Below are 19434 nucleotides of genomic sequence, written 5' to 3' on the forward strand. Positions count from 1 at the left end.
AGTGACTCTGCCCCGGAAGGCCTTGTCTCTCAAGCAAGGCGCGAATATTAAATAGGTTTAGGACCTAGGTCAACTCTTTTTTAAGAAATATTAAAAAAGATGATCTAAAACGCCTTTTGTTGGTTACAGACACTACGCATCATCTGACAACCATGACAGATTTATGGCTATGCCTAACCACGTGTGATGAGTTAGGGCCTAGAACATAGTCTACCAAATTTCGCTTATTGTGAGCTGCCATCACAATCAAGTCAGCATCAACATCTTTACTGATCCTAATAATTGTCTCCCAAGGTGAGCCATCAGCAACGATTCTCTGGACATGAATACCTTCTGGGACATGTTCAGCAACAAATTTTTTCAACTGTTCCTTTAAGGCTTGATGCGCTTTTGTACTGAAGTCTTTCGGAAAGAAAGATCCAACCATTGGCATACTGACCTCGGGCAACACCGTTAATATATGCAAAGAGGCTCCATAGGTGCGGCACAGATCAATGGCGACAGGCAACGCCTTGCGCCATGAACATTCTTCATTCAATACCACTGGCAATAATATTTTTGTATACATCGAAAACACCTCTTATTAAGCCTTCGTGAATTGAACATCAGATGAGCGTCGACGATGCTGCAAGAGATATATCATTAAAAACAAAGCAAAGCCCGGTATCCATATCCATTCCTTAGCCCAACGATCTACTGGCGCACTGATTTCGAGAATTTCTTGGTCAAAGTCAAAACCAATGTCAGCGGCAAGACTACCAAAATCAACCAAATCAACAATCGCCCTTTCTCCTTCGATCATCAATTGCAGCCCTAGATTATTCATTCTCTCCTCAGATGTTGCTCCAGAAGGAACTGGCACTAAGTAATAGGTAATTAATGGGTCTCCAAACTCATTTTCACCTTCAACTTGAACGCGCAAATTACTTCCTGATTCGACACTCATCAGCGCTTGTGCAAACTCAGCTGGGGGCACTTGCTGGTATGGATCATGTATCTTATCCATCCAATAACCAGGCCTGAACAGAGTGAATGCAACCAGCAATAAAAGAACTGTCTCATACCAACGATTGCGCGTTAACATATAACCCTGCGTTGCTGCAGCAAAAATCAGCATTGCAATAGTCGAGACAATAAAAATAAAAATCCCTTGCATGAATGTCACATCAATCAACAATAGATCGGTGTTAAATATAAACAGGAAGGGTAAAGCGGCTGTTCGCATACTATAGTAAAAGGCTTGAAAACCTGTTCTTAATGGATCTCCTCCGGAGACGGCTGCCGCTGCGAACGAAGCAAGTCCTACAGGTGGTGTGACATCAGCCATAATCCCAAAGTAAAACACAAAAAGATGCACAGCAATTAAGGGGACTATTAAGCCATTTTGCTGCCCAAGTAGCACAACAACAGGCGCCATTAATGCAGAAACGACAATATAGTTAGCCGTTGTAGGCAATCCCATACCCAAAATTAAGCTCAACAAGGCTGTCAATAAGAGGATCAACATCAAATTACCCATTGCCAGCAGCTCAACCACATCGGCTAAAACCAATCCTACACCAGTCTGTGATACCGCCCCCACAATGATTCCAGCGGCCGCTGTCGCAATCCCGATACCAATCATGTTTCTGGCACCTGCGACAAGGCCAATCCAAAGATCATTCACACCTTCTTTTAAATCGGCAGAAAGCTGACTGCGTTGTCTGAAAATAGCAATTAAAGGGCGTTGCGTTAGCATGATAAAAATCATAAACACAGTAGCCCAAAATGCTGATAAACCTGGGGATAGGCGTTCAACCATTAAACACCAAACGAGAACAACCACAGGAAGTATATAGTGCAATCCCACCATCACAGTTGGGCGTGTTTGCGGTAGCTTAACCACATCAGAGTTCGGGTCATCTAGCTCTAACTCAGGGTATCCCGCCCCGATTTTTAACAGTAGGACATAGACAACAGCTAAGACAACAGAAACGACCCAAGGAGTTTTATCTCCAAGTATCGGCTTTAGCCAGCCAAGCCCATAATAAACGCCAAAGGACAGAATCATTAGCAAGATCAATCCCGTCATGAACCCTAATATTTTATTCAACAAAGGTCGAACTGGGTTACTTGAAGGTAACCCCTTCATATTGGCCTTCAAAGCCTCTAAATGCACAATGTAAATCAAGGCAATATACGATATTAACGCTGGTAAAAAAGCATGTTTAATCACTTCAACATAAGAAATGCCTACATACTCAACCATTAAAAATGCTGCAGCCCCCATCACAGGAGGCATAATCTGCCCATTGACAGAAGATGAAACCTCAACAGCTCCAGCCTTTTCAGAACTAAACCCTACCCGTTTCATCATTGGGATGGTAAATGTTCCGGTCGTCACCGTGTTGGCAATAGAGGATCCCGATATTAATCCTGTCATGCCCGAAGCCACAACCGCCGCCTTTGCTGGCCCCCCGCGATAGTGCCCTAATAAAGAGAAAGCAACTTTAATAAAATAATTACCTGCACCAGCTTTATCTAGTAACGCTCCAAACAGCACAAACAGAAACACAAAGCTTGTCGATACGCCTAAAGCAATACCAAAAACCCCTTGTGCGGTTAACCATTGATGATTGATCAATCCGTTTAGACTTACTCCCCGATGAGCAAGGATACCCGGCATATGAGGCCCAAAGAGGCTATATAAAATAAAGCAGGATGCCACAATCACAAGTGGTGGCCCTAAGGCTCGACGGGTCGCTTCGAGCAACAGGCATAATCCTATTACACCTATAATGACATCTTGTGAAATAGGTGCACCTGGACGCCCAGACAACTCGTTGTAAAATAAAAATATATAGCCAGCACCAAAGGCCGCTATGCCACCTACGATCCAATCCAAGGCTGGAATACGGTTACGTGGTGAGTTTTTGAAAGCAGGATAGGCCATAAAGGCAAGCAACAGTGCAAAGGCCAAGTGTATAGAACGAGCCTCTGTCGCATTAAAAACACCAAACCCAACCATAAATGGCAAGGGTGATGCAATCCAAAGCTGAAATAGTGACCATGCCGCCGCTAAACTAACTAGCAATTTACCCGGAAGACCATCAGGTGACCTAGAGCCTGTGTCAGTTGAGGCAACGAGTTCATCTAGATCAACCGTTTCAGCCGATGAAGGTTTTTTATCATGTGTCATAGACGTATCCTGATGTCATTATGCTGAACACTGAATGTGCCGTGTAAGCACTCTTTAAACTTACTGATCATGCGCCCGCCTTTAGAACAGCAATACTTCTTTAGACTAGCGGCTTACGCCATAAATACAAATAACCGCCACATCTAACTGCAACTACACTCACGAAAGAGTATTGCTTATCTGAGGAGCAAGATTTCTTAGGTTCTCGCTAAACAAAAAATGCGCGACATCAGCGCGCATTTTTAGTAACTACAAGTTTAACTAAGCTTAATTACTCTTGGATCCAACCACGCTCCATGTAGTAACGCTTAGCACCTTCATGCAGTGGTGCAGTTAAGCCATCGGATACCATGCTTTCCTCGTCCAAATTAGCAAATGCTGGGTGCAAGCGCTTGAAACGGTCGAAATTCTCAAACACTGCTTTAACTGTGTGATAGACAACTTCATCGTCTACTCCCGCATGGCTAACGAACGTCGCAGCCACACCAAAGGTTTCTACATCGTTATCATTGCCACGATACAACCCACCTGGAATCACAGAACGCGTATAGTACGGGAACTCTTCAATCAGGCCGTCGATCTCAGCACCAGTCACTGGAATTAAACGAGAATCAACAGTTGTCGTTGCTTCTTGTATTGATCCGTTTGGATGCCCCACCACATAGATCATTGCATCGATGTTATTATCAGACAAAGCTGAAGCCTGCTCTGCTGCATCCAACTGTGATGCCAGAGCAAAGTCATTCACTGTCCATCCCATACGCGCCATCACTAAGTCCATGGTGTTGCGCTGTCCTGAACCCGGGTTACCAATATTAACTCGCTTGCCTTTGAGATCAGCAAACTCACTAATACCTGAATCAGCGCGTGCAATCACAGTCAGTGGTTCACCATGCATGGTGAACACAGAGCGCATCTCACCCCATGCACCGCCTTCTTCAAAGTTTGCTTCGCCATTATAGGCTCTATAGTGAACATCAGACTGGACAACACCCATGTCTAGTTCACCACTTTTCATGCCATTTACGTTAGCAACTGAACCACCAGTAGAAGGTGCATTACAACGCACGCCATGCTCATCACTATTACGGTTAACCATTCGACATACCGACTGACCAACGACGTAATAAACGCCAGTCTGTCCGCCTGTGCCAATGGTAATGAACTTCTGATCAGCAACCACTTGTGTTGAGAAAGTCGTTGCAGCCAGAACTGCCCCTGTCAACGCAGCTGCTGAAAATGTAAGACGCTTCATAAATACACCCCTTAAGGATTATAATTTTATTACTAACCTAAGACATTTAGTTGTTAATAAACAACTCTATAAATTTTAAAACAGAGCAACAAAAACAACCAAATGTACTTAATTTTTACACTAAAGTTTAACCTTAACCGATTCGGCGTTAGATGAGAAGCTTGATGATCAATGGTCAGCCTACTCAATCAACCCCACTTCTTTATAATAGCGCTCCGCTCCTGAGTGGAAGGGGGCGCTTAAAGCTTCATTTACCATAGCCTCTTTTGTCAAAATCGCAAATGCCGGATGCAAACGACGAAAAACTGTAAGGCTCTCAAATACTGATTTAACCATCGAGTAAATCACCTCGTCACTCACGTTTGTCGTGGTCACTAGGGTCGCTGCTACACCAAAGCTGAGCACATCCAGGTCATTGCCACGATAGAGCCCACCAGGAATATAGGCCTGCCTGTAATATGAATGACGTCTCACCAGATCATCGACATCAGCATCCTGAACATCAACCAGCTTTGCATCACAGATTGTTGTCGCCTCTTGTACCGAACCACTAGGGTGCCCCACTACATAGACCATTGCATCAATTTTCCCATCACATAGCGCACTCGCTTGTTCAGCAGCACCAAGCTCAAACATCTCTGCAAAACTATTCTCATCCCAGCCCTTAAGTAACATCAGCCTTTCCATCGTCGCTCGTTGACCCGACCCCTTATTACCAATATTGACTCGCTTACCCACTAAATCATTTAAAGAGTGGATTTGAGCATCTTCACGGACGAGAAGTGTAAAGAGTTCAGGGTGCAGGGAAAAAACAGATCTGAGCTCATAATGCGGACCTGCTGCTGAAAATACATCCGTTCCTTCGAACGCATGGTATTGCCAATCAGACTGCACAATCGCTAAATCAAACTCACCCGTTCTAAGACCTGAAAGGTTATAGACCGAACCGCCCGTTGTTCGAACGGCGCAACGAACCCCATGTTCCACACGATCCCGATTAACTAAACGGCAAATAGCACCGCCTGCAGGATAATAAACCCCCGTTACTCCACCCGTACCGATGGTGACAAATGATTCTGCGGATACGGTTAGTGAAAGAGCACAACACAGCATTAGCACGCCTATAAATCTAGACAAAACACGATACATCATTCACTTCACCTCAATCATTTTAAAATCAAAGCCTTCACCTGCGGATTCACTCTGTATCTGCTAGACTTCAGGTTAGTTATAGTCGTAACTTGATGATAAATACAGGTGCTTTATGTATGATTTGCCCTCTCTTGAGCCTATCCGCAGTTATAAATCCATTGCGGTTCTAACCAGCGGTGGCGATTCTCCAGGCATGAACCCGGCCATTCGAGGTGTTGTAAGAACAGCTTTACATCATGGCATTAAGGTCTACGGAGTGCAGCGCGGCTACAGCGGTCTGATCAACGGTGATATTCACCTCCTTTCTAGCAAAGGCGTCTCCAACATTGTTCAAAAAGGCGGTACTTTTTTAAAAAGTGCTCGTTGTTCAGAGTTTCATCAAGCCAATATCCGCGCAATTGCAGCAAACCATCTTCGCAAGCTGGGCATTGAGGCACTAATTGTTATTGGCGGCGATGGTTCTCTGACAGGGGCACACTTGTTTGAAGAGGAAACGGGATTACCCGTGATTGGAATACCTGGGACAATTGATAACGATATTTTTGGAACCGATGACACCATCGGCTTTGATACTGCCGTTAACACCGCACTGGGTGCCATCGACAAAATACGGGATACCGCTGACTCTCATGAGCGTTATTTTTTAGTTGAAGTCATGGGACGAAGCTCAGGATTTCTGGCGATACATGTTGGTATCGCTGCAGGTGCAGAAATGATAGTTGTACCTGAGTTTGCCGTCGATATAGAAGCTATCTCATTGCAATTAGCAACATCTAAACGTAAGGGTTTGGGATCAAGTGGCATCATTGTAGTTGCCGAAGGTAACTCTCCAGGGCTAACAAATCGTCTAGCTGAGCAATTAACTCATCATGGACATACGCCTTATGTTTCTATCCTAGGTCATATACAAAGAGGCGGGCATCCAAGTGGCCATGACCGAGTACTTGCCTCATGTCTAGGCGCCAAAGCCCTAGAATATCTACTCGCCGGTTATAGCGATATGATGGTTGGCATTAATCAAGGCCAAGTCGTTAATGTTCCTCTCGATAACTTGACCCGATATCGCAAAGGCCTGGATCCGGAACTCTTGAAAATAGCCTTACAGTTACACAAATAACCCCCCTTAACCGCGATGATCGGCCACAAAGGGGTTATGCTGCCTTTCTGCACCCAGCGTTGACATTGGACCATGACCTGGAATAAATCTTACATCATCTCCAAGCGCAAATAGTTTTTCTTTAATTGAGCGAATCAGATCTTGATGATTACCTCGAGGGAAGTCTGTTCGTCCAATCGAGCCTTGAAAAATAACATCACCGACTTGCGCCAATTTTTCGTCTGCATTGTAAAAAACAACATGGCCCGGCGTATGGCCTGGACAATGCAACACATCAAGTACAACTCCGCCAAAAGTTACTTGATCTCCGTCATTTAGCCATCGATTAGGCGTGAAGCTGTTCACTTTTGGAAAGCCAAACATAGCCGACTGTTGATCCAATCCCTCAATCCAAAACTGATCGTCTTTATGGGGTCCTTCAATTGGCACATTTTTGAGACTGGCCAATTCAGCAGTCCCACCCGCATGATCAATATGCGCATGGGTTAAGAGTATTTTTTCAAGAATCAGCTTTTCACTATCAAGCAGGTTTACGATTTTATGTACATCACCGCCTGGATCTACTACTACAGCTTTGAGCGTTTTTTCACACCACATAACAGTACAATTTTGCTGAAAGGGAGTAACCGGAACTATTTTATATTTCATCACCGCTAACCATTCTCGCGCTCTGCTCTAAAGGTTAGATTATTGCCGATCGAGACATTGATTAAAACAGGGCTACAGCAAACTGGACAGTCTTCTGTGTATTCTTGTTCATTTTCAGAGCAATCCACAATAAAACTAATCGACTCACTGCAGTAAGGACATAAAAGATCAATCGTTTCTAAAGGATTCATAGGGTACCTCGCTCATAATCATCGCAATCCTACTAACAGCCTAGCTTATTTTTATGCTTTTGCTCCCTTTTACAGCTGAAGTTTAGCTATTGCATTCAGACTGAAAATAAGCGTAGACTAAAAATGATCATCTTGGTCGGGGTGCCCTTTGTGGGCTGAGATTACACCCGTTGAACCTGATCCGGCTTATACCGGCGTAGGAATATCGAGACATGCTTATTACAGCACCTATAGTCTTCACGGCACCCCTGTCAGGTCTTTATCCTACAGGAGAGCTACATTGACAACTCAAACGTTTCCCATTGCACTCACGATTGCGGGTTCAGATAGCGGTGGTGGTGCGGGCATTCAAGCCGACCTTAAAACCTTTTCGGCCCTCAGTGTCTATGGTGCCTCTGTCATTACAGCCATTACTGCACAGAACACCTGTGAAGTGCGTTCGATTCACTCGGTGCCCATTGAAATCATTAAAGATCAAATTCGGTGCGTACTTGAGGACTTATCCGTCAATGCCATCAAAGTAGGCATGATTGGTGATGAAGCCACCATAACAGCTGTTGCACAATGCTTGTCGGAAGCGACACATATTCCTATAGTTCTTGATCCTGTCATGGTCTCGAAAACCGGGAAAATGCTGCTAGTCTCTGACGCAACTCAAGCACTCATCAGTCAACTCATTCCTAAAGCAACATTGATCACTCCCAATCTACCTGAAGCTGCCGTTCTCTGTAGAGAAGATGAAGCCCAGTCTCTTGATGCCATGTATAAAACACTGGATCAGCTCATGAATCTGGGCTCCAAAGCCGTATTACTTAAAGGCGGGCACCTCGCATCTTCTGATCGCTGTTATGACCTTCTGGCGACGCCATCATGCATACATCGTTTTGAATCTACACGCATTAAAACACAAAACACTCACGGAACTGGCTGCTCAATGGCATCCGCCATTACTGCAAATATTGCTAAGGGGTACTCGCTTGAGCAGGCCGTAGAGGAAGCTAAAAATTGGTTAACTCAGGCAATCGAGCACTCAGACCGATTAAACGTTGGACGAGGTTTTGGGCCAATTCATCATTTTCATGATTTCTGGCTGTAAAGAGTCGCTTCAACCCAGTCATTCACCCACATACTAACAAGGATAAGGACTTTTTCTATGCTCAATCCCAATGCACGCCTTAATCAAACAGCGCAAGTTGATACGCACTCTGTTCAACCTTTTCCAAACTCACGTAAGGTCTATATCAAAGGGGGCCGACCCGATATTTTGGTCCCTATGCGCGAGATTACTCTGGCTGATACACCAACAGAGCAAGGGGTCGAAAAAAATCCGCCCTTGTATGTTTATGACACTTCAGGACCTTATACAGACCCTGAGGCAAACATCGATGTGCGCAAGGGATTAGTACCACTGCGCGATGCTTGGATTCAAGAACGAGAGGATACAGAGCAACTTTCTCAACTCAGCTCTGAATATGGCCGCACACGTGAAGCCGACTTGCGTTTGGATGAGCTCAGATTCGAACTGAAAAGAAAACCTAGGCGCGCAAAAGCTGGCAAAAATGTGACCCAGTTGCACTATGCTCGCAAAGGCATCATCACTCCTGAAATGGAATTTATTGCCATACGCGAAAATATGCGCGTTGCTAAAGCACATGCCGAAGAACCCTTACTGTCCTTACAGCACCCCGGCCACAGCTTTGGTGCCAAACTACCCGAAAACATCACACCAGAATTTGTCAGGCAAGAAGTTGCTGCAGGAAGAGCCATTATCCCTTGCAACATCAATCACCCTGAGTTAGAGCCCATGATCATTGGTCGAAACTTTCTGGTGAAGATCAATGGCAATATAGGCAACTCCGCTCTTAGCTCCTCAATTGAAGAGGAAGTTGAAAAGATGACATGGGGAACACGTTGGGGGGCCGATACGATTATGGACTTATCAACAGGCAAAAACATCCACGAGACACGTGAATGGATCATTCGTAACTCACCCGTTCCAATCGGAACTGTTCCCATTTATCAAGCCTTGGAAAAAGTAAATGGTGTGGCGGAAGATTTAAACTGGGAAGTATTCAAAGACACGCTCATTGAACAGGCCGAGCAAGGTGTCGATTACTTTACCATTCATGCGGGTGTGTTACTAAGATATGTCCCTCTCACGGCTAAGCGCATGACAGGCATCGTGTCTAGAGGTGGCTCCATCATGGCTAAATGGTGTCTTGCTCATCACGAAGAAAACTTCTTATACACACATTTCGAAGAGATATGTGAAATCTGTAAAGCCTATGATGTTGCCTTTTCTCTGGGTGATGGGCTCCGACCTGGCTCAGTGTATGATGCCAATGATGCCGCGCAATTTGCAGAGTTGGAAACCTTAGGAGAGCTCACCAAGATTGCGTGGAAGCATGATGTTCAAGTCATGATCGAAGGGCCTGGACATGTCCCCATGCACATGATTAAAGAAAATATGGATAAGCAACTAGAAAGCTGCCATGAGGCTCCCTTTTACACCTTAGGGCCCTTAACAACCGATATTGCACCTGGATATGATCATATTACCTCAGGCATAGGTGCTGCTATGATTGGCTGGTATGGCTGTGCAATGCTCTGCTATGTCACCCCGAAAGAGCACTTAGGCCTTCCTAACAAAGATGACGTTAAAACAGGCATTATTACCTATAAGATTGCCGCTCATGCAGCTGATTTAGCGAAAGGTCATCCTGGTGCCCAGATCAGAGATAACGCCATGTCAAAGGCACGCTTTGAGTTCCGCTGGGAGGATCAATTTAATATAGGGTTAGATCCCGATACCGCCCGAGCCTTTCATGATGAAACGCTACCCAAGGAGTCTGCGAAGGTTGCTCATTTTTGTTCGATGTGTGGGCCAAAGTTCTGTTCGATGAAGATATCACAAGAGATTCGAGCCTTGGACGATAAGCAAGTCGCCATGATGCAAGATTCTGTCAAACAGGGTATGCAAGAGAAATCAGAGGAATTCAAAGGAACGGGTTCACAGTTGTATCACAAGGCCTAATATGAACATAAGGTTAGAGGCTCAAGCATGAGCCTCTAACCTTCACGAACGCAATTGCGTCCGGAAGCTTTTGCTTGATACAGTGCTTGGTCTGCTTTTTTCAATAATGCTTCAGCGTCATCTGTGACATCAACAACCTGATGCACAAAGCCAATACTGACAGTCATTTGAATTGAAATGCTAAAATCATTTTCTAAATAAATCGCCGTTTGGCTACATTCTTCCCGTATCGACTCAGCTATTCTCCAAACGTCAGGATGAGCGATCTCGGGTAAGATCAAGGTAAACTCCTCTCCGCCGAATCTCGCCGCCAACTCACCTGTACGCTGCGTATAGCCTTTAATAATCTGAGCGATGACTTTTAAGCAGTGATCCCCGACTTGGTGTCCGTATTGATCGTTCAGTCCTTTAAAATGATCAATGTCTATCATCAACAAAGCAAGGGCATGCTGGTGTCGCATCGCTCTATTCATTTCTTCATGCAATATTTCATCCAAATATCGACGATTGGCTAAGCCCGTCAACCCATCTATACGAGATAGATTTTCCAATTCTTGATTGGCTTTTTGCATACGGAAGACCAGTCCCGAATAATCCTCAATAGACTCTCGAATCGTATCCAACTCTTTAAAAAAGAGTGGTTTTAACATAATGGTTTTGTTGCCCTGTTGCTCAATTGCTTTCAAGCCAGCAACTAATGACTGTATCGGTCTTAGTAAGGTGTTTTTGAAGACGAAAAATAGGAATAAGAACAGAAGAACAACGACACTCATGAAAAAAACCGAATACTGTGTAATGCGCTCTATGTCTGTACCAATATCCGTCGCTAAGGTTTGAGCTTTTAAAGCGGCATCTGAATTCAAATAGGTAGAAACACGCTCTAATCTGGCCTTTGTATCAATCAACATCCAGTCCAACTGCCGATTCAAATCGGAGATAAATAGAATACGTTGCTCAATCTCTGCAAATGACGAAAGAGCTGTTAATTGGCCAAATGTGCTTGGCAACTGACCTTCACGTATCTCACGCTGAGGCAGTGCTGATAGCAAGCCACGAACTTTAATGACGTTTGGATCCGTAAATTCGTTAAGTGCTTGAATAGCTTCACGCTGTAAAGTGCGTTGTAATTGACGAATACTCGCGATTTCACGAATATCATGTAGGATATTACTGGCCTCTGAAGCCAAAAAGGGATCATTTTCAAACAAAAAGCTATGAATTAATACTTGAGACTCTAATCGATAGTTCCGCTCTAAATTTCCATTTTGTACCCAATAAATCAAATCGATGTAGGAGCGTATCTGTTCAATCTTTAGTAGATTATTTTGAGTATGAACAAGCTCTGGTAAAAGCTCTTGGCTGGTTTCTTGAGTTTTTGCCGTAATGCCTCGTAATAACCCTAACGAAAAGCCAACGCTCACTAAAAACATAACCACAAAAACCAGTGAGACAACTAATACTGTCACAGAGAGTTTGGGTCGAATAATCGGCCGTTTTGATGGCATATCAGTAAATACTGAAAGGGATATACTTGCGGTTTATTTGATCATATTGACCATTGAATCGTATTTTTTTTAGCCCCTCGTTCACCGCCAATAGCAGCTCAGGATGCCCTTTTCGTATGGCTATGTGCGCATAGTCCACCAGTAGATCATTGACTAAAGGCTCTGAAATGAAATCAAAATTTTCGCCTTCAGGTGACTGTAAAAAGTGGAGCTGACTAATACTATTCGATAATACAAGATCAACATCTCCCTTAATTAAGGCATCCATTGCCTCATCATGACTATTTAAGAGGTAAACATTTTCTTCAGGGTAGTTCGCCAATAAATACTGAGACTGCAGGGTATCCTTACCCGTAGCTATACGCAGCTGCTTTAAATCATCATAGTGCTTCTTCGAATGTTGTTTTGGATCGCCAACAAAAACTGAATGAGCTCTGTAATAGTAGTCTGAAAAGTCCGCTAATTTCTCGCGCTCGGGGGTCTTTCCCATACTGGCAATGATTAATTGATAGTCACCCGCCACTAAGCCTTCGAGTATTTCGGACCACTCGACCAAAATCATTTCACACTCAACATTCATAGCAGCACATAATGCATGAGTGATATCTATATCAAAACCAACCACTTGGCCTGAATCATCCACATAACTAAAGGGTGGGTAATTTCCTTCAATTGCCACTCTTAAAGGGGCTGCAACAAGCGACACAGATACAAACAATAGCATTAACAAAAAAAAGACTTTTCCTTTTATTTTTCTCATGTATGTCGCACCTCTATGCGCGCTATTGTGTCAGTCGAAGATTATCATAAACGCATTTCAATGCCACGCGCTTGCATGTACCGCTTGGCCTCAGGAATCGTATACTCATTAAAATGAAAAATCGAGGCCGCCAGCACAGCATCCGCTTTTCCGAGTAGAACACCATCAACTAAATGATCTAAATTCCCTACGCCACCTGAGGCAATTACAGGAACATGAACAGCTTCACTGATCGCACGAGTGACGCCTAGGTCGAACCCTGACTTCATGCCATCTTGATCCATGGATGTCAGTAATATTTCACCTGCACCTAAGTTAACCATATTTTGTGCCCAAGCCACCGCATCCAATCCTGTCGGCTTGCGTCCACCATGAGTAAAAATCTCCCAACGATCGTCTTCACCCGGCAAAGAGACTTTTTTGGCATCAATCGCGACTACAATGCACTGAGAACCAAATCGTGATGCAGCCTCAGCAACAAACTCAGGGTTAAACACAGCCGCTGTATTAATCGATACCTTGTCTGCACCTGCGTTGAGCATTCGACGGATATCTTCACAGGTGCGAATGCCGCCGCCCACGGTTAGAGGGATAAACACCTCTGATGCCATACGCTCAACCGTGTGGACGGTTGTTTCACGGCCCTCATGACTCGCTGTGATATCAAGGAAGGTGATCTCATCAGCACCTTGCTGCTCATAGCGTCGTGCAATTTCTACCGGATCGCCAGCATCACGGATGTCTAAAAACTTAACGCCCTTAACAACACGCCCATTTTCAACATCTAAACAAGGGATAATTCGCTTTGCCAGACCCATACCTGCTCCTTAAGCACCACAGAGTTGATCGCTAAGCGCTTGTGCCTGCGCCACGTCCAACGTACCTTCATATATAGCACGCCCTGTAATAGCGCCAAGAATGCCTTGATCCGCCACCGCTGCTAAACGACGTATGTCTTCAATATCTGTGACACCACCCGATGCTATGACAGGAATCCCAGCATACTGCGCCAGGGCAACTGTTGCCTCGACATTAACGCCTTGCATCATGCCATCACGACTAATATCGGTATACACTATTGAGGAAACACCGTCATCCTTAAACTGTTTAGCCAGATCGGTGGCTTTAACCGTCGAGATTTCGGCCCAACCATCGGTCGCGACAAACCCGTCTTGGGCATCTAATCCAACAATGATGTGGCCAGGAAAGGCTTTACACATTTCAGTGACAAAGCTAGGCTCTTTGACGGCTTTCGTTCCAATGATGACATAGCTGACACCGGCCTTCAGATACGACTCGATAATCTCAGCATTGCGAATACCCCCACCAATCTGAATAGGTAAATCAGGAAAGGCGCGCGCGATTTCATTGACGATCTCACCATTAATCGGCTCTCCGGCAAACGCGCCATTCAGATCAACCAGATGAAGACGGCGACACCCTGCTTCAACCCATTTTGCGGCCATTTCCACTGGGTTGTCAGAAAATACTGTCGAATCATCCATGCGCCCTTGACGTAAGCGCACACATTTTCCGTCTTTTAGATCAATCGCAGGTATTATTAACATGTCGTTATCCAATAAAAGCTAAGAGTAAGGGTCTGACAGCTCACTAGGCTATCAAGGTTGCCCTTGCCAATTCAAAAAATTCTTCAGTAGCTGTAAGCCTGCTTGCTGGCTTTTTTCAGGATGGAACTGCACTGCAAAGACATTTTTGTGCGCCAAAGCCACATCAAACGGAACACCGTATTCGCAGGTTGCCGCCACTCGCTCAGGTTGTGCTAACTTCACATAATAACTGTGCACAAAGTAAAAGCGGCTGCGATCGTCAATTCCCTGCCAAAGGGGGTGGTCTATTGTTTGAGCCACTTGATTCCAGCCCATGTGAGGCACTTTAAGAGGCGTGTTATCTTGGTCTAACAAATTGTCACCAAAGAAATTCACACGCCCCGGAAACTCACCTAAGCAATCAACCCCACCGTTCTCTTCAGAAAAGTCCATCAATGCCTGAAAACCAACACAAATCCCTAAAAAGGGTTTGCCAGATCTGATCGCTTCCGCCACTTCGGCATCGACGCCCAAGCGACGAATTTCAGCCATACAGTCACGAATAGCGCCGACACCTGGAAGTAACACACGATCGGCATCCCTGACCTGCTGAGGATCAGCGGTTACTCGGACTTCAACACCCGGCTGAACATGCTCAAGCGCTTTAGCAACCGAATGCAAATTGCCCATGCCATAATCTATGACCGCGATACTGCTCATGCTTACAGACACCCTTTGGTTGATGGCATCATGCCGATCGCCCTGGGATCTTCTTCCAGCGCCATTCTGAGTGCTCGGCCAAACGCTTTGAAGATGGTTTCTGCCTGATGGTGGCTATTTTTACCTTTCAGGTTATCAATATGCAGTGTTACTTGGGCATGATTGACAAAACCATGGAAAAACTCACTGAATAGATCGACATCCAAGCTACCGATACGTCCTCGCGTAAATTCAACGTTCATGTCCAATCCAGGGCGTCCAGAAAAGTCGATGACAACACGGGATAAAGCTTCATCAAGGGGGACATAGGCATGACCGTAACGACGAATACCGGTTTTATCACCAACGGCCTGCTTGAACGCTTGCCCCAGTGTAATGCCGATATCTTCGACAGTATGGTGATCATCAATATGCAAATCGCCTACTGCATGAATATTCAGGTCGATCAATCCATGACGCGCGATTTGATCCATCATATGATCTAGAAATGGAACGCCTGTATCCGATTCGAATTTACCGGTACCGTCCAGGTTGATACTGACCGTAATCTGGGTTTCCAGTGTATTACGTGTGACACTGGCTGTACGCTGCGCCATGAGTTTCTCCGCAAACTATTTAACATTTCCTGCTATTATACAGGCATCTTAGTAACAACGGCAGATCATCTGGTCATTAGTCGTTGAGTAATCGTCTATAGAACTTCAAGAAACTCTAAACAAACGGGCAGGGAACTCCAATGAGACTCATTTCTAAAATTGTTCTTGGTGTATTAGCGCTCATCATCACATTGATCGCTCTTGCACTTTTTTACGTGACGTCTGTTTTTAACCCGAACGATTTTAAGCCTGATATCAAGCAATTAGCGTTTGATAAAGCAGGGATTGAACTCACTATAGAGAGTGATATTGAATGGTCATTGTACCCTTGGCTTGGAATACAGCTGAATGAGTTGACTGTAAAGTATCCCGACAAGCCAACCTTAGCCTCAATCGATAAAGCACAGGCTTCACTCGACTTGATCGCATTACTGTCCAAACGTATTGAAGTGGATGCAATTTTACTTGATGGACTTCGTATCTCTTTGCACACAGATAGCGATGGTATCTCGAATTGGCACGCTGTTACTCCTGAATCCGAGGCGCCTAGTACCGTCGATGCACCCGCATCGGGCCGATCAGATGTTAAACTTGAGCATTTGTTAATTCGAAGCTTCACGTTAAAAAACGCTGGTGTACGCTATGAAAATGAACTCGACAACACCCTGACTGAGCTCACTCACATTCAATTCAAAACCGATGTTATTTCATACAATACACCCACTAGTATTGATTTCGAAACTGGCATTCAATTCTTTAAAGAACGGGAACGACTCTTTAATGGCCAGAGTCAATTCAAAGGGCAGGTGACCTTATCTCCAAATCTAAATGAGATTGAGATTTCGCCTTTTTCAGTCACACTAGACTCGCGCGACCAGCCAAATCTATCGACACCACTTCGTTTGGTCCTAACAGGGCAATTAAAGCTCAATCGAGCTTTGGAGCAACTACAGCTTTCAAACTTAATCGCTAATCTGGAAAATTTGACACTACGTGGACAGTTCGATGTTAACAACTTTAGTGAGTTTGAGGTTTTAGGAAAAATTAACTCAGACCCCTTTGACCTTAAACGCTTTCTAAGTGCGATAGGTATCAATGAACCTCAAACCGCCGACCCTCAAGCGTTACGTTCTGTTCGCCTTGATAGCCAATTAAAAGGAACGCCGGCTAGCTGGCATCTATCACCACTGAATATCGATATCGACAGTAGTGCGTGGACCGGACTGGCGTCCTTTGATACAGCAACTGCACAACCTCACGTGGAGCTATCGACACTTAAGCTGAATCTGAATGACTACCTGCCAGCTCAAACGGATCAGAGCACTCAACCGAGCACAATGAGTGTCGAAACAAACGAGCCATCTAGGGTCTTTAACCCAGATGATCTAAGAGCGCTTAACCTGAGCGCCATTATTGGGGTTACAGAGTTGAAGTACGATCAATTTCTACTCCACAACCTCCATTTTAATATGCAAGCACAAGACGGTAACATTGACGTTAAACAGCTTGATGTAGATGTGTTTGAAGGACGTATCCGCAATCAGGTGAGCATCAATGTTAACCAAACGCCAGCAACCATCGCGCTCAAAAATAGCGTTTCGGAGCTTAACTTAGAAAAAGTGCTTTTGACTCTGGCAAATTCTAACACCTTGACTGGAGCTTTAAGTGCTTCTGCAAATCTCACTGCTCGCGGCCATACGACACAACAATGGCTGAACAGCTTATCTGGGACAGCGGATGTTCGCTTAGTCGACGGTGTCATTCAAGGCATTGATATGGCGCAAACCCTGTGCCAGGGCATTCAATCAGCACTTGCCCTTGGCATTAATCCAGTTCAGGTTGATCGGTCTACTCCGTTTGCGAACATGGGTGGGACATTTGATCTAAACCAAGGTGTTGTATCGAATAACGATTTACGCGCGTCTATGGACGCGATGCAACTCACTGGAGCAGGTACCGTTAATTTACCCCAGCAATTATTGGATTATCGACTGGGCTTTAAGGTAACGGACAACTTGTTTAAACAAACCTGCTCCGTCAATAATCGTTTAGAAGGCCTTGAGTTGCCTATTCTGTGTTCAGGTCGCTTCGACACTCCACCAACAGAAATGTGCAAGCCCGACACTCGTGTTTTCACGCAACTCTTAAGACAGGAACTGCAACGTAAAGTTGAAGAAAAGCTGGGAGGCCAAGTCGAAGAGAAGCTGATCGAGCGCCTTGGAGGGGATGAAGGGACACGTAATTTAATACGAGGATTAATCCGTTAAATGTTATCGTCTGAAGCTTTTAGCCAAACCGTGCTCAACTGGTTCGATGAACACGGCCGCCATGACTTGCCTTGGCAAACGAACAAGTCACCCTATTTTACCTGGGTGTCTGAAATTATGTTGCAGCAAACGCAAGTCAGTACTGTCATTCCTTATTTTCTTCACTTCACGGATACTTTTCCTGACGTACATGCACTGGCCAGCGCACCTCTGGATCAGGTTTTACATCTGTGGACAGGGTTGGGCTATTATGCACGGGCCCGTAATCTGCACAAAACAGCACAAATCATTAGTCATGAACTCGGTGGTGCCTTCCCAAATACACTTGAAGAGATGGAAGCGTTACCGGGTATCGGACGCTCAACTGCCGGAGCGATCCTTTCCATATCAATGGGCGTACGCGCCTCTATTTTAGATGGAAATGTAAAACGCGTATTGGCGCGTTTTTATGCCATCGACGAATGGCCTGGCGCTCCCAAAGTGCAAGCAGCTCTGTGGACTTACGCCGAACATAACACACCAACGCATCGAGTCGGTGACTACACTCAAGCCATGATGGATCTGGGTGCAACTCTATGCCGACGGACAAAGCCCGCCTGTCTTTTGTGCCCAATCCAATCCCATTGCCAAGCCTATGCTTTAGGTCTAACTCATGTGTTACCTAAAGCCCGCCCTAAAAAGCATAAGCCGCTGAAAACCACCATTATGCTAATACATTTTAATGAACCGCGTGAAGTATGGTTGGAAAAACGTCCAGCTAAGGGTATTTGGGGTGGACTCTGGAGCTTGCCAGAAACAGAAGAACTACCCGACACTGTACTTAAATGTTTGCCCGTCATTAAGCATAGCTTTAGCCATTATGATTTAGAAATCACCCCAGCGCTTGTCAAAAAACCGGAATGTTTTCAAGTGGAAGAAGCCAAGGGTCTTTGGTACAACCTAGATCAGCCCCAACAGTCTCTTGGTTTGGCTGCTCCCGTGAAAAAGCTACTCGCTAGCCTTAAGTAGCAGGCTCCGTACTTTAACCAAGAGAATGCTTTAAACTGGAAAAAATTTAAAACCTGTATACTCAGCTTTTGCTTCTGTAATATAAACCAATCATTCGAGTTGGAGAACACCATGAGTCGCCATGTTTTTTGTTGTAAGTATCAAAAGGAAATGGAAGGGTTGGATCGCGCACCTTTCCCAGGCCCGGTAGGTCAGCGTATCTTTGACAGTGTATCAAAGCAGGCTTGGCAAGAATGGACAGCCCATCAAACCATGCTAATTAATGAAAAACACTTAAACATGATGGATGCGCAAAACCGTAAATACCTGCAAGAGCAGATGGACAAGTTCTTAACTGGAGATGATTACGAGAAAGCAGAAGGCTACGTCCCGCCTAGCGAAGCATCGTCTGACAAAGACTAGCAGAGACATGTGATCGCTAGGGTTAGATTCGCGCTGTCATTCATTACCTCAACA

At 44.9% G+C, this 19434-nt stretch carries 18 protein-coding genes and 1 riboswitch; of the genes, 6 read left to right on the plus strand and 12 right to left on the minus strand.

From position 1 onward, the window contains the following. Nucleotides 1-139: 139 nt before the first annotated feature. The 4 genes from DN062_RS09180 to DN062_RS09195 form a co-directional block, all read right to left on the minus strand. Nucleotides 140-568, minus strand: a complete 429-nt coding sequence (locus tag DN062_RS09180; protein WP_112159045.1) for a universal stress protein — start codon at nucleotides 566-568, stop codon at nucleotides 140-142. A gap of 15 nt (nucleotides 569-583) precedes the next feature. Next, nucleotides 584-3178, minus strand: coding sequence for a TRAP transporter permease (locus DN062_RS09185; protein ID WP_112159046.1), 2595 nt, complete (start codon nucleotides 3176-3178; stop codon nucleotides 584-586). 271 nt (nucleotides 3179-3449) lie between these two features. Further along, a complete protein-coding gene (locus tag DN062_RS09190) occupies nucleotides 3450-4433 on the minus strand; it encodes a TAXI family TRAP transporter solute-binding subunit (RefSeq protein ID WP_112159047.1) in 984 nt (327 codons plus the stop codon). Nucleotides 4434-4613: 180 nt separating this feature from the next. Further along, the gene (locus DN062_RS09195; RefSeq protein ID WP_338039973.1) at nucleotides 4614-5585 is read right to left on the minus strand and encodes a TAXI family TRAP transporter solute-binding subunit; all 972 of its coding nucleotides are present in this window, start codon (nucleotides 5583-5585) and stop codon (nucleotides 4614-4616) included. A gap of 112 nt (nucleotides 5586-5697) precedes the next feature. Between DN062_RS09195 and pfkA the strand changes: the two genes are divergently transcribed. Next, complete coding sequence (gene pfkA / locus DN062_RS09200) at nucleotides 5698-6702, plus strand: 6-phosphofructokinase (RefSeq protein WP_193483885.1); 1005 nt, start codon at nucleotides 5698-5700, stop codon at nucleotides 6700-6702. Between the two features lie 6 nt (nucleotides 6703-6708). Here pfkA and DN062_RS09205 read toward each other — a convergent pair whose 3' ends face one another. Both DN062_RS09205 and DN062_RS09210 read right to left on the minus strand, forming a co-directional pair. Continuing rightward, complete coding sequence (locus tag DN062_RS09205) at nucleotides 6709-7350, minus strand: MBL fold metallo-hydrolase (protein ID WP_112159048.1); 642 nt, start codon at nucleotides 7348-7350, stop codon at nucleotides 6709-6711. Between the two features lie 5 nt (nucleotides 7351-7355). Beyond that, entirely contained in the window at nucleotides 7356-7541 is a 186-nt protein-coding gene (locus DN062_RS09210; RefSeq protein ID WP_112159049.1) for a CPXCG motif-containing cysteine-rich protein, read from the minus strand. A gap of 127 nt (nucleotides 7542-7668) precedes the next feature. Beyond that, a riboswitch (TPP riboswitch) is annotated at nucleotides 7669-7762 on the plus strand. A 59-nt stretch (nucleotides 7763-7821) separates the two neighbouring features. On the opposite strand from DN062_RS09210, the gene thiD reads away from it, so the two are divergent. Beyond that, nucleotides 7822-8637 carry a bifunctional hydroxymethylpyrimidine kinase/phosphomethylpyrimidine kinase gene (gene thiD, locus DN062_RS09215; protein ID WP_112159050.1) on the plus strand — a complete coding sequence of 272 codons (816 nt, stop codon included), beginning with the start codon at nucleotides 7822-7824 and terminating at the stop codon, nucleotides 8635-8637. Between the two features lie 57 nt (nucleotides 8638-8694). Beyond that, complete coding sequence (thiC, locus tag DN062_RS09220) at nucleotides 8695-10575, plus strand: phosphomethylpyrimidine synthase ThiC (RefSeq protein WP_112159051.1); 1881 nt, start codon at nucleotides 8695-8697, stop codon at nucleotides 10573-10575. A 35-nt stretch (nucleotides 10576-10610) separates the two neighbouring features. Here thiC and DN062_RS09225 read toward each other — a convergent pair whose 3' ends face one another. Genes DN062_RS09225 through hisB form a run of 6 tightly spaced genes read right to left on the minus strand, consistent with a single transcriptional unit; the run spans nucleotide 10611 to nucleotide 15703 of the window. Continuing rightward, nucleotides 10611-12080, minus strand: a complete 1470-nt coding sequence (locus DN062_RS09225) for a sensor domain-containing diguanylate cyclase (protein ID WP_112159052.1) — start codon at nucleotides 12078-12080, stop codon at nucleotides 10611-10613. A gap of 1 nt (nucleotide 12081) precedes the next feature. Next, complete coding sequence (locus tag DN062_RS09230) at nucleotides 12082-12840, minus strand: transporter substrate-binding domain-containing protein (RefSeq protein WP_112159053.1); 759 nt, start codon at nucleotides 12838-12840, stop codon at nucleotides 12082-12084. A 44-nt stretch (nucleotides 12841-12884) separates the two neighbouring features. Next, a complete protein-coding gene (hisF, locus tag DN062_RS09235; RefSeq protein WP_112159054.1) occupies nucleotides 12885-13658 on the minus strand; it encodes an imidazole glycerol phosphate synthase subunit HisF in 774 nt (257 codons plus the stop codon). 9 nt (nucleotides 13659-13667) lie between these two features. Further along, nucleotides 13668-14408, minus strand: coding sequence for a 1-(5-phosphoribosyl)-5-[(5-phosphoribosylamino)methylideneamino]imidazole-4-carboxamide isomerase (gene hisA / locus DN062_RS09240; protein ID WP_112159055.1), 741 nt, complete (start codon nucleotides 14406-14408; stop codon nucleotides 13668-13670). 51 nt (nucleotides 14409-14459) lie between these two features. Then, nucleotides 14460-15107 (minus strand): imidazole glycerol phosphate synthase subunit HisH, encoded by a 648-nt coding sequence (gene hisH, locus DN062_RS09245; RefSeq protein WP_112159056.1) that lies wholly within the window; start codon nucleotides 15105-15107, stop codon nucleotides 14460-14462. A 2-nt stretch (nucleotides 15108-15109) separates the two neighbouring features. After that, on the minus strand, nucleotides 15110-15703 hold the full coding sequence (hisB, locus tag DN062_RS09250; RefSeq protein WP_036514390.1) for an imidazoleglycerol-phosphate dehydratase HisB: 594 nt from the start codon (nucleotides 15701-15703) through the stop codon (nucleotides 15110-15112). Nucleotides 15704-15843: 140 nt separating this feature from the next. Between hisB and DN062_RS09255 the strand changes: the two genes are divergently transcribed. The 3 genes from DN062_RS09255 (at nucleotide 15844) to DN062_RS09265 (ending at nucleotide 19380) form a co-directional block, all read left to right on the plus strand. Then, nucleotides 15844-17970 carry an AsmA family protein gene (locus tag DN062_RS09255; protein WP_112159057.1) on the plus strand — a complete coding sequence of 709 codons (2127 nt, stop codon included), beginning with the start codon at nucleotides 15844-15846 and terminating at the stop codon, nucleotides 17968-17970. Then, a complete protein-coding gene (gene mutY / locus DN062_RS09260; protein WP_112159058.1) occupies nucleotides 17971-18978 on the plus strand; it encodes an A/G-specific adenine glycosylase in 1008 nt (335 codons plus the stop codon). 111 nt (nucleotides 18979-19089) lie between these two features. Beyond that, the gene (locus DN062_RS09265) at nucleotides 19090-19380 is read left to right on the plus strand and encodes an oxidative damage protection protein (protein ID WP_112159059.1); all 291 of its coding nucleotides are present in this window, start codon (nucleotides 19090-19092) and stop codon (nucleotides 19378-19380) included. Nucleotides 19381-19434: the final 54 nt, after the last annotated feature.

This window comes from Nitrincola tibetensis (genome assembly GCF_003284585.1).
Lineage (GTDB): Bacteria > Pseudomonadota > Gammaproteobacteria > Pseudomonadales > Balneatricaceae > Nitrincola > Nitrincola tibetensis.

Coding starts and splice junctions, on each gene's coding strand:
- mutY (WP_112159058.1), top strand. CDS start 17,971: ATGTTATCGTCTGAAGCTTTTAGCCAAACCGTGCTCAACTGGTTCGAT.
- thiC (WP_112159051.1), top strand. CDS start 8,695: ATGCTCAATCCCAATGCACGCCTTAATCAAACAGCGCAAGTTGATACG.
- pfkA (WP_193483885.1), top strand. CDS start 5,698: ATGTATGATTTGCCCTCTCTTGAGCCTATCCGCAGTTATAAATCCATT.
- DN062_RS09195 (WP_338039973.1), bottom strand. CDS start 5,585: ATGATGTATCGTGTTTTGTCTAGATTTATAGGCGTGCTAATGCTGTGT.
- DN062_RS09185 (WP_112159046.1), bottom strand. CDS start 3,178: ATGACACATGATAAAAAACCTTCATCGGCTGAAACGGTTGATCTAGAT.
- DN062_RS09265 (WP_112159059.1), top strand. CDS start 19,090: ATGAGTCGCCATGTTTTTTGTTGTAAGTATCAAAAGGAAATGGAAGGG.
- DN062_RS09210 (WP_112159049.1), bottom strand. CDS start 7,541: ATGAATCCTTTAGAAACGATTGATCTTTTATGTCCTTACTGCAGTGAG.
- DN062_RS09180 (WP_112159045.1), bottom strand. CDS start 568: ATGTATACAAAAATATTATTGCCAGTGGTATTGAATGAAGAATGTTCA.
- DN062_RS09230 (WP_112159053.1), bottom strand. CDS start 12,840: ATGAGAAAAATAAAAGGAAAAGTCTTTTTTTTGTTAATGCTATTGTTT.
- DN062_RS09255 (WP_112159057.1), top strand. CDS start 15,844: ATGAGACTCATTTCTAAAATTGTTCTTGGTGTATTAGCGCTCATCATC.
- DN062_RS09205 (WP_112159048.1), bottom strand. CDS start 7,350: ATGAAATATAAAATAGTTCCGGTTACTCCCTTTCAGCAAAATTGTACT.
- hisF (WP_112159054.1), bottom strand. CDS start 13,658: ATGGGTCTGGCAAAGCGAATTATCCCTTGTTTAGATGTTGAAAATGGG.
- hisB (WP_036514390.1), bottom strand. CDS start 15,703: ATGGCGCAGCGTACAGCCAGTGTCACACGTAATACACTGGAAACCCAG.
- hisH (WP_112159056.1), bottom strand. CDS start 15,107: ATGAGCAGTATCGCGGTCATAGATTATGGCATGGGCAATTTGCATTCG.
- DN062_RS09225 (WP_112159052.1), bottom strand. CDS start 12,080: ATGCCATCAAAACGGCCGATTATTCGACCCAAACTCTCTGTGACAGTA.
- hisA (WP_112159055.1), bottom strand. CDS start 14,408: ATGTTAATAATACCTGCGATTGATCTAAAAGACGGAAAATGTGTGCGC.
- DN062_RS09190 (WP_112159047.1), bottom strand. CDS start 4,433: ATGAAGCGTCTTACATTTTCAGCAGCTGCGTTGACAGGGGCAGTTCTG.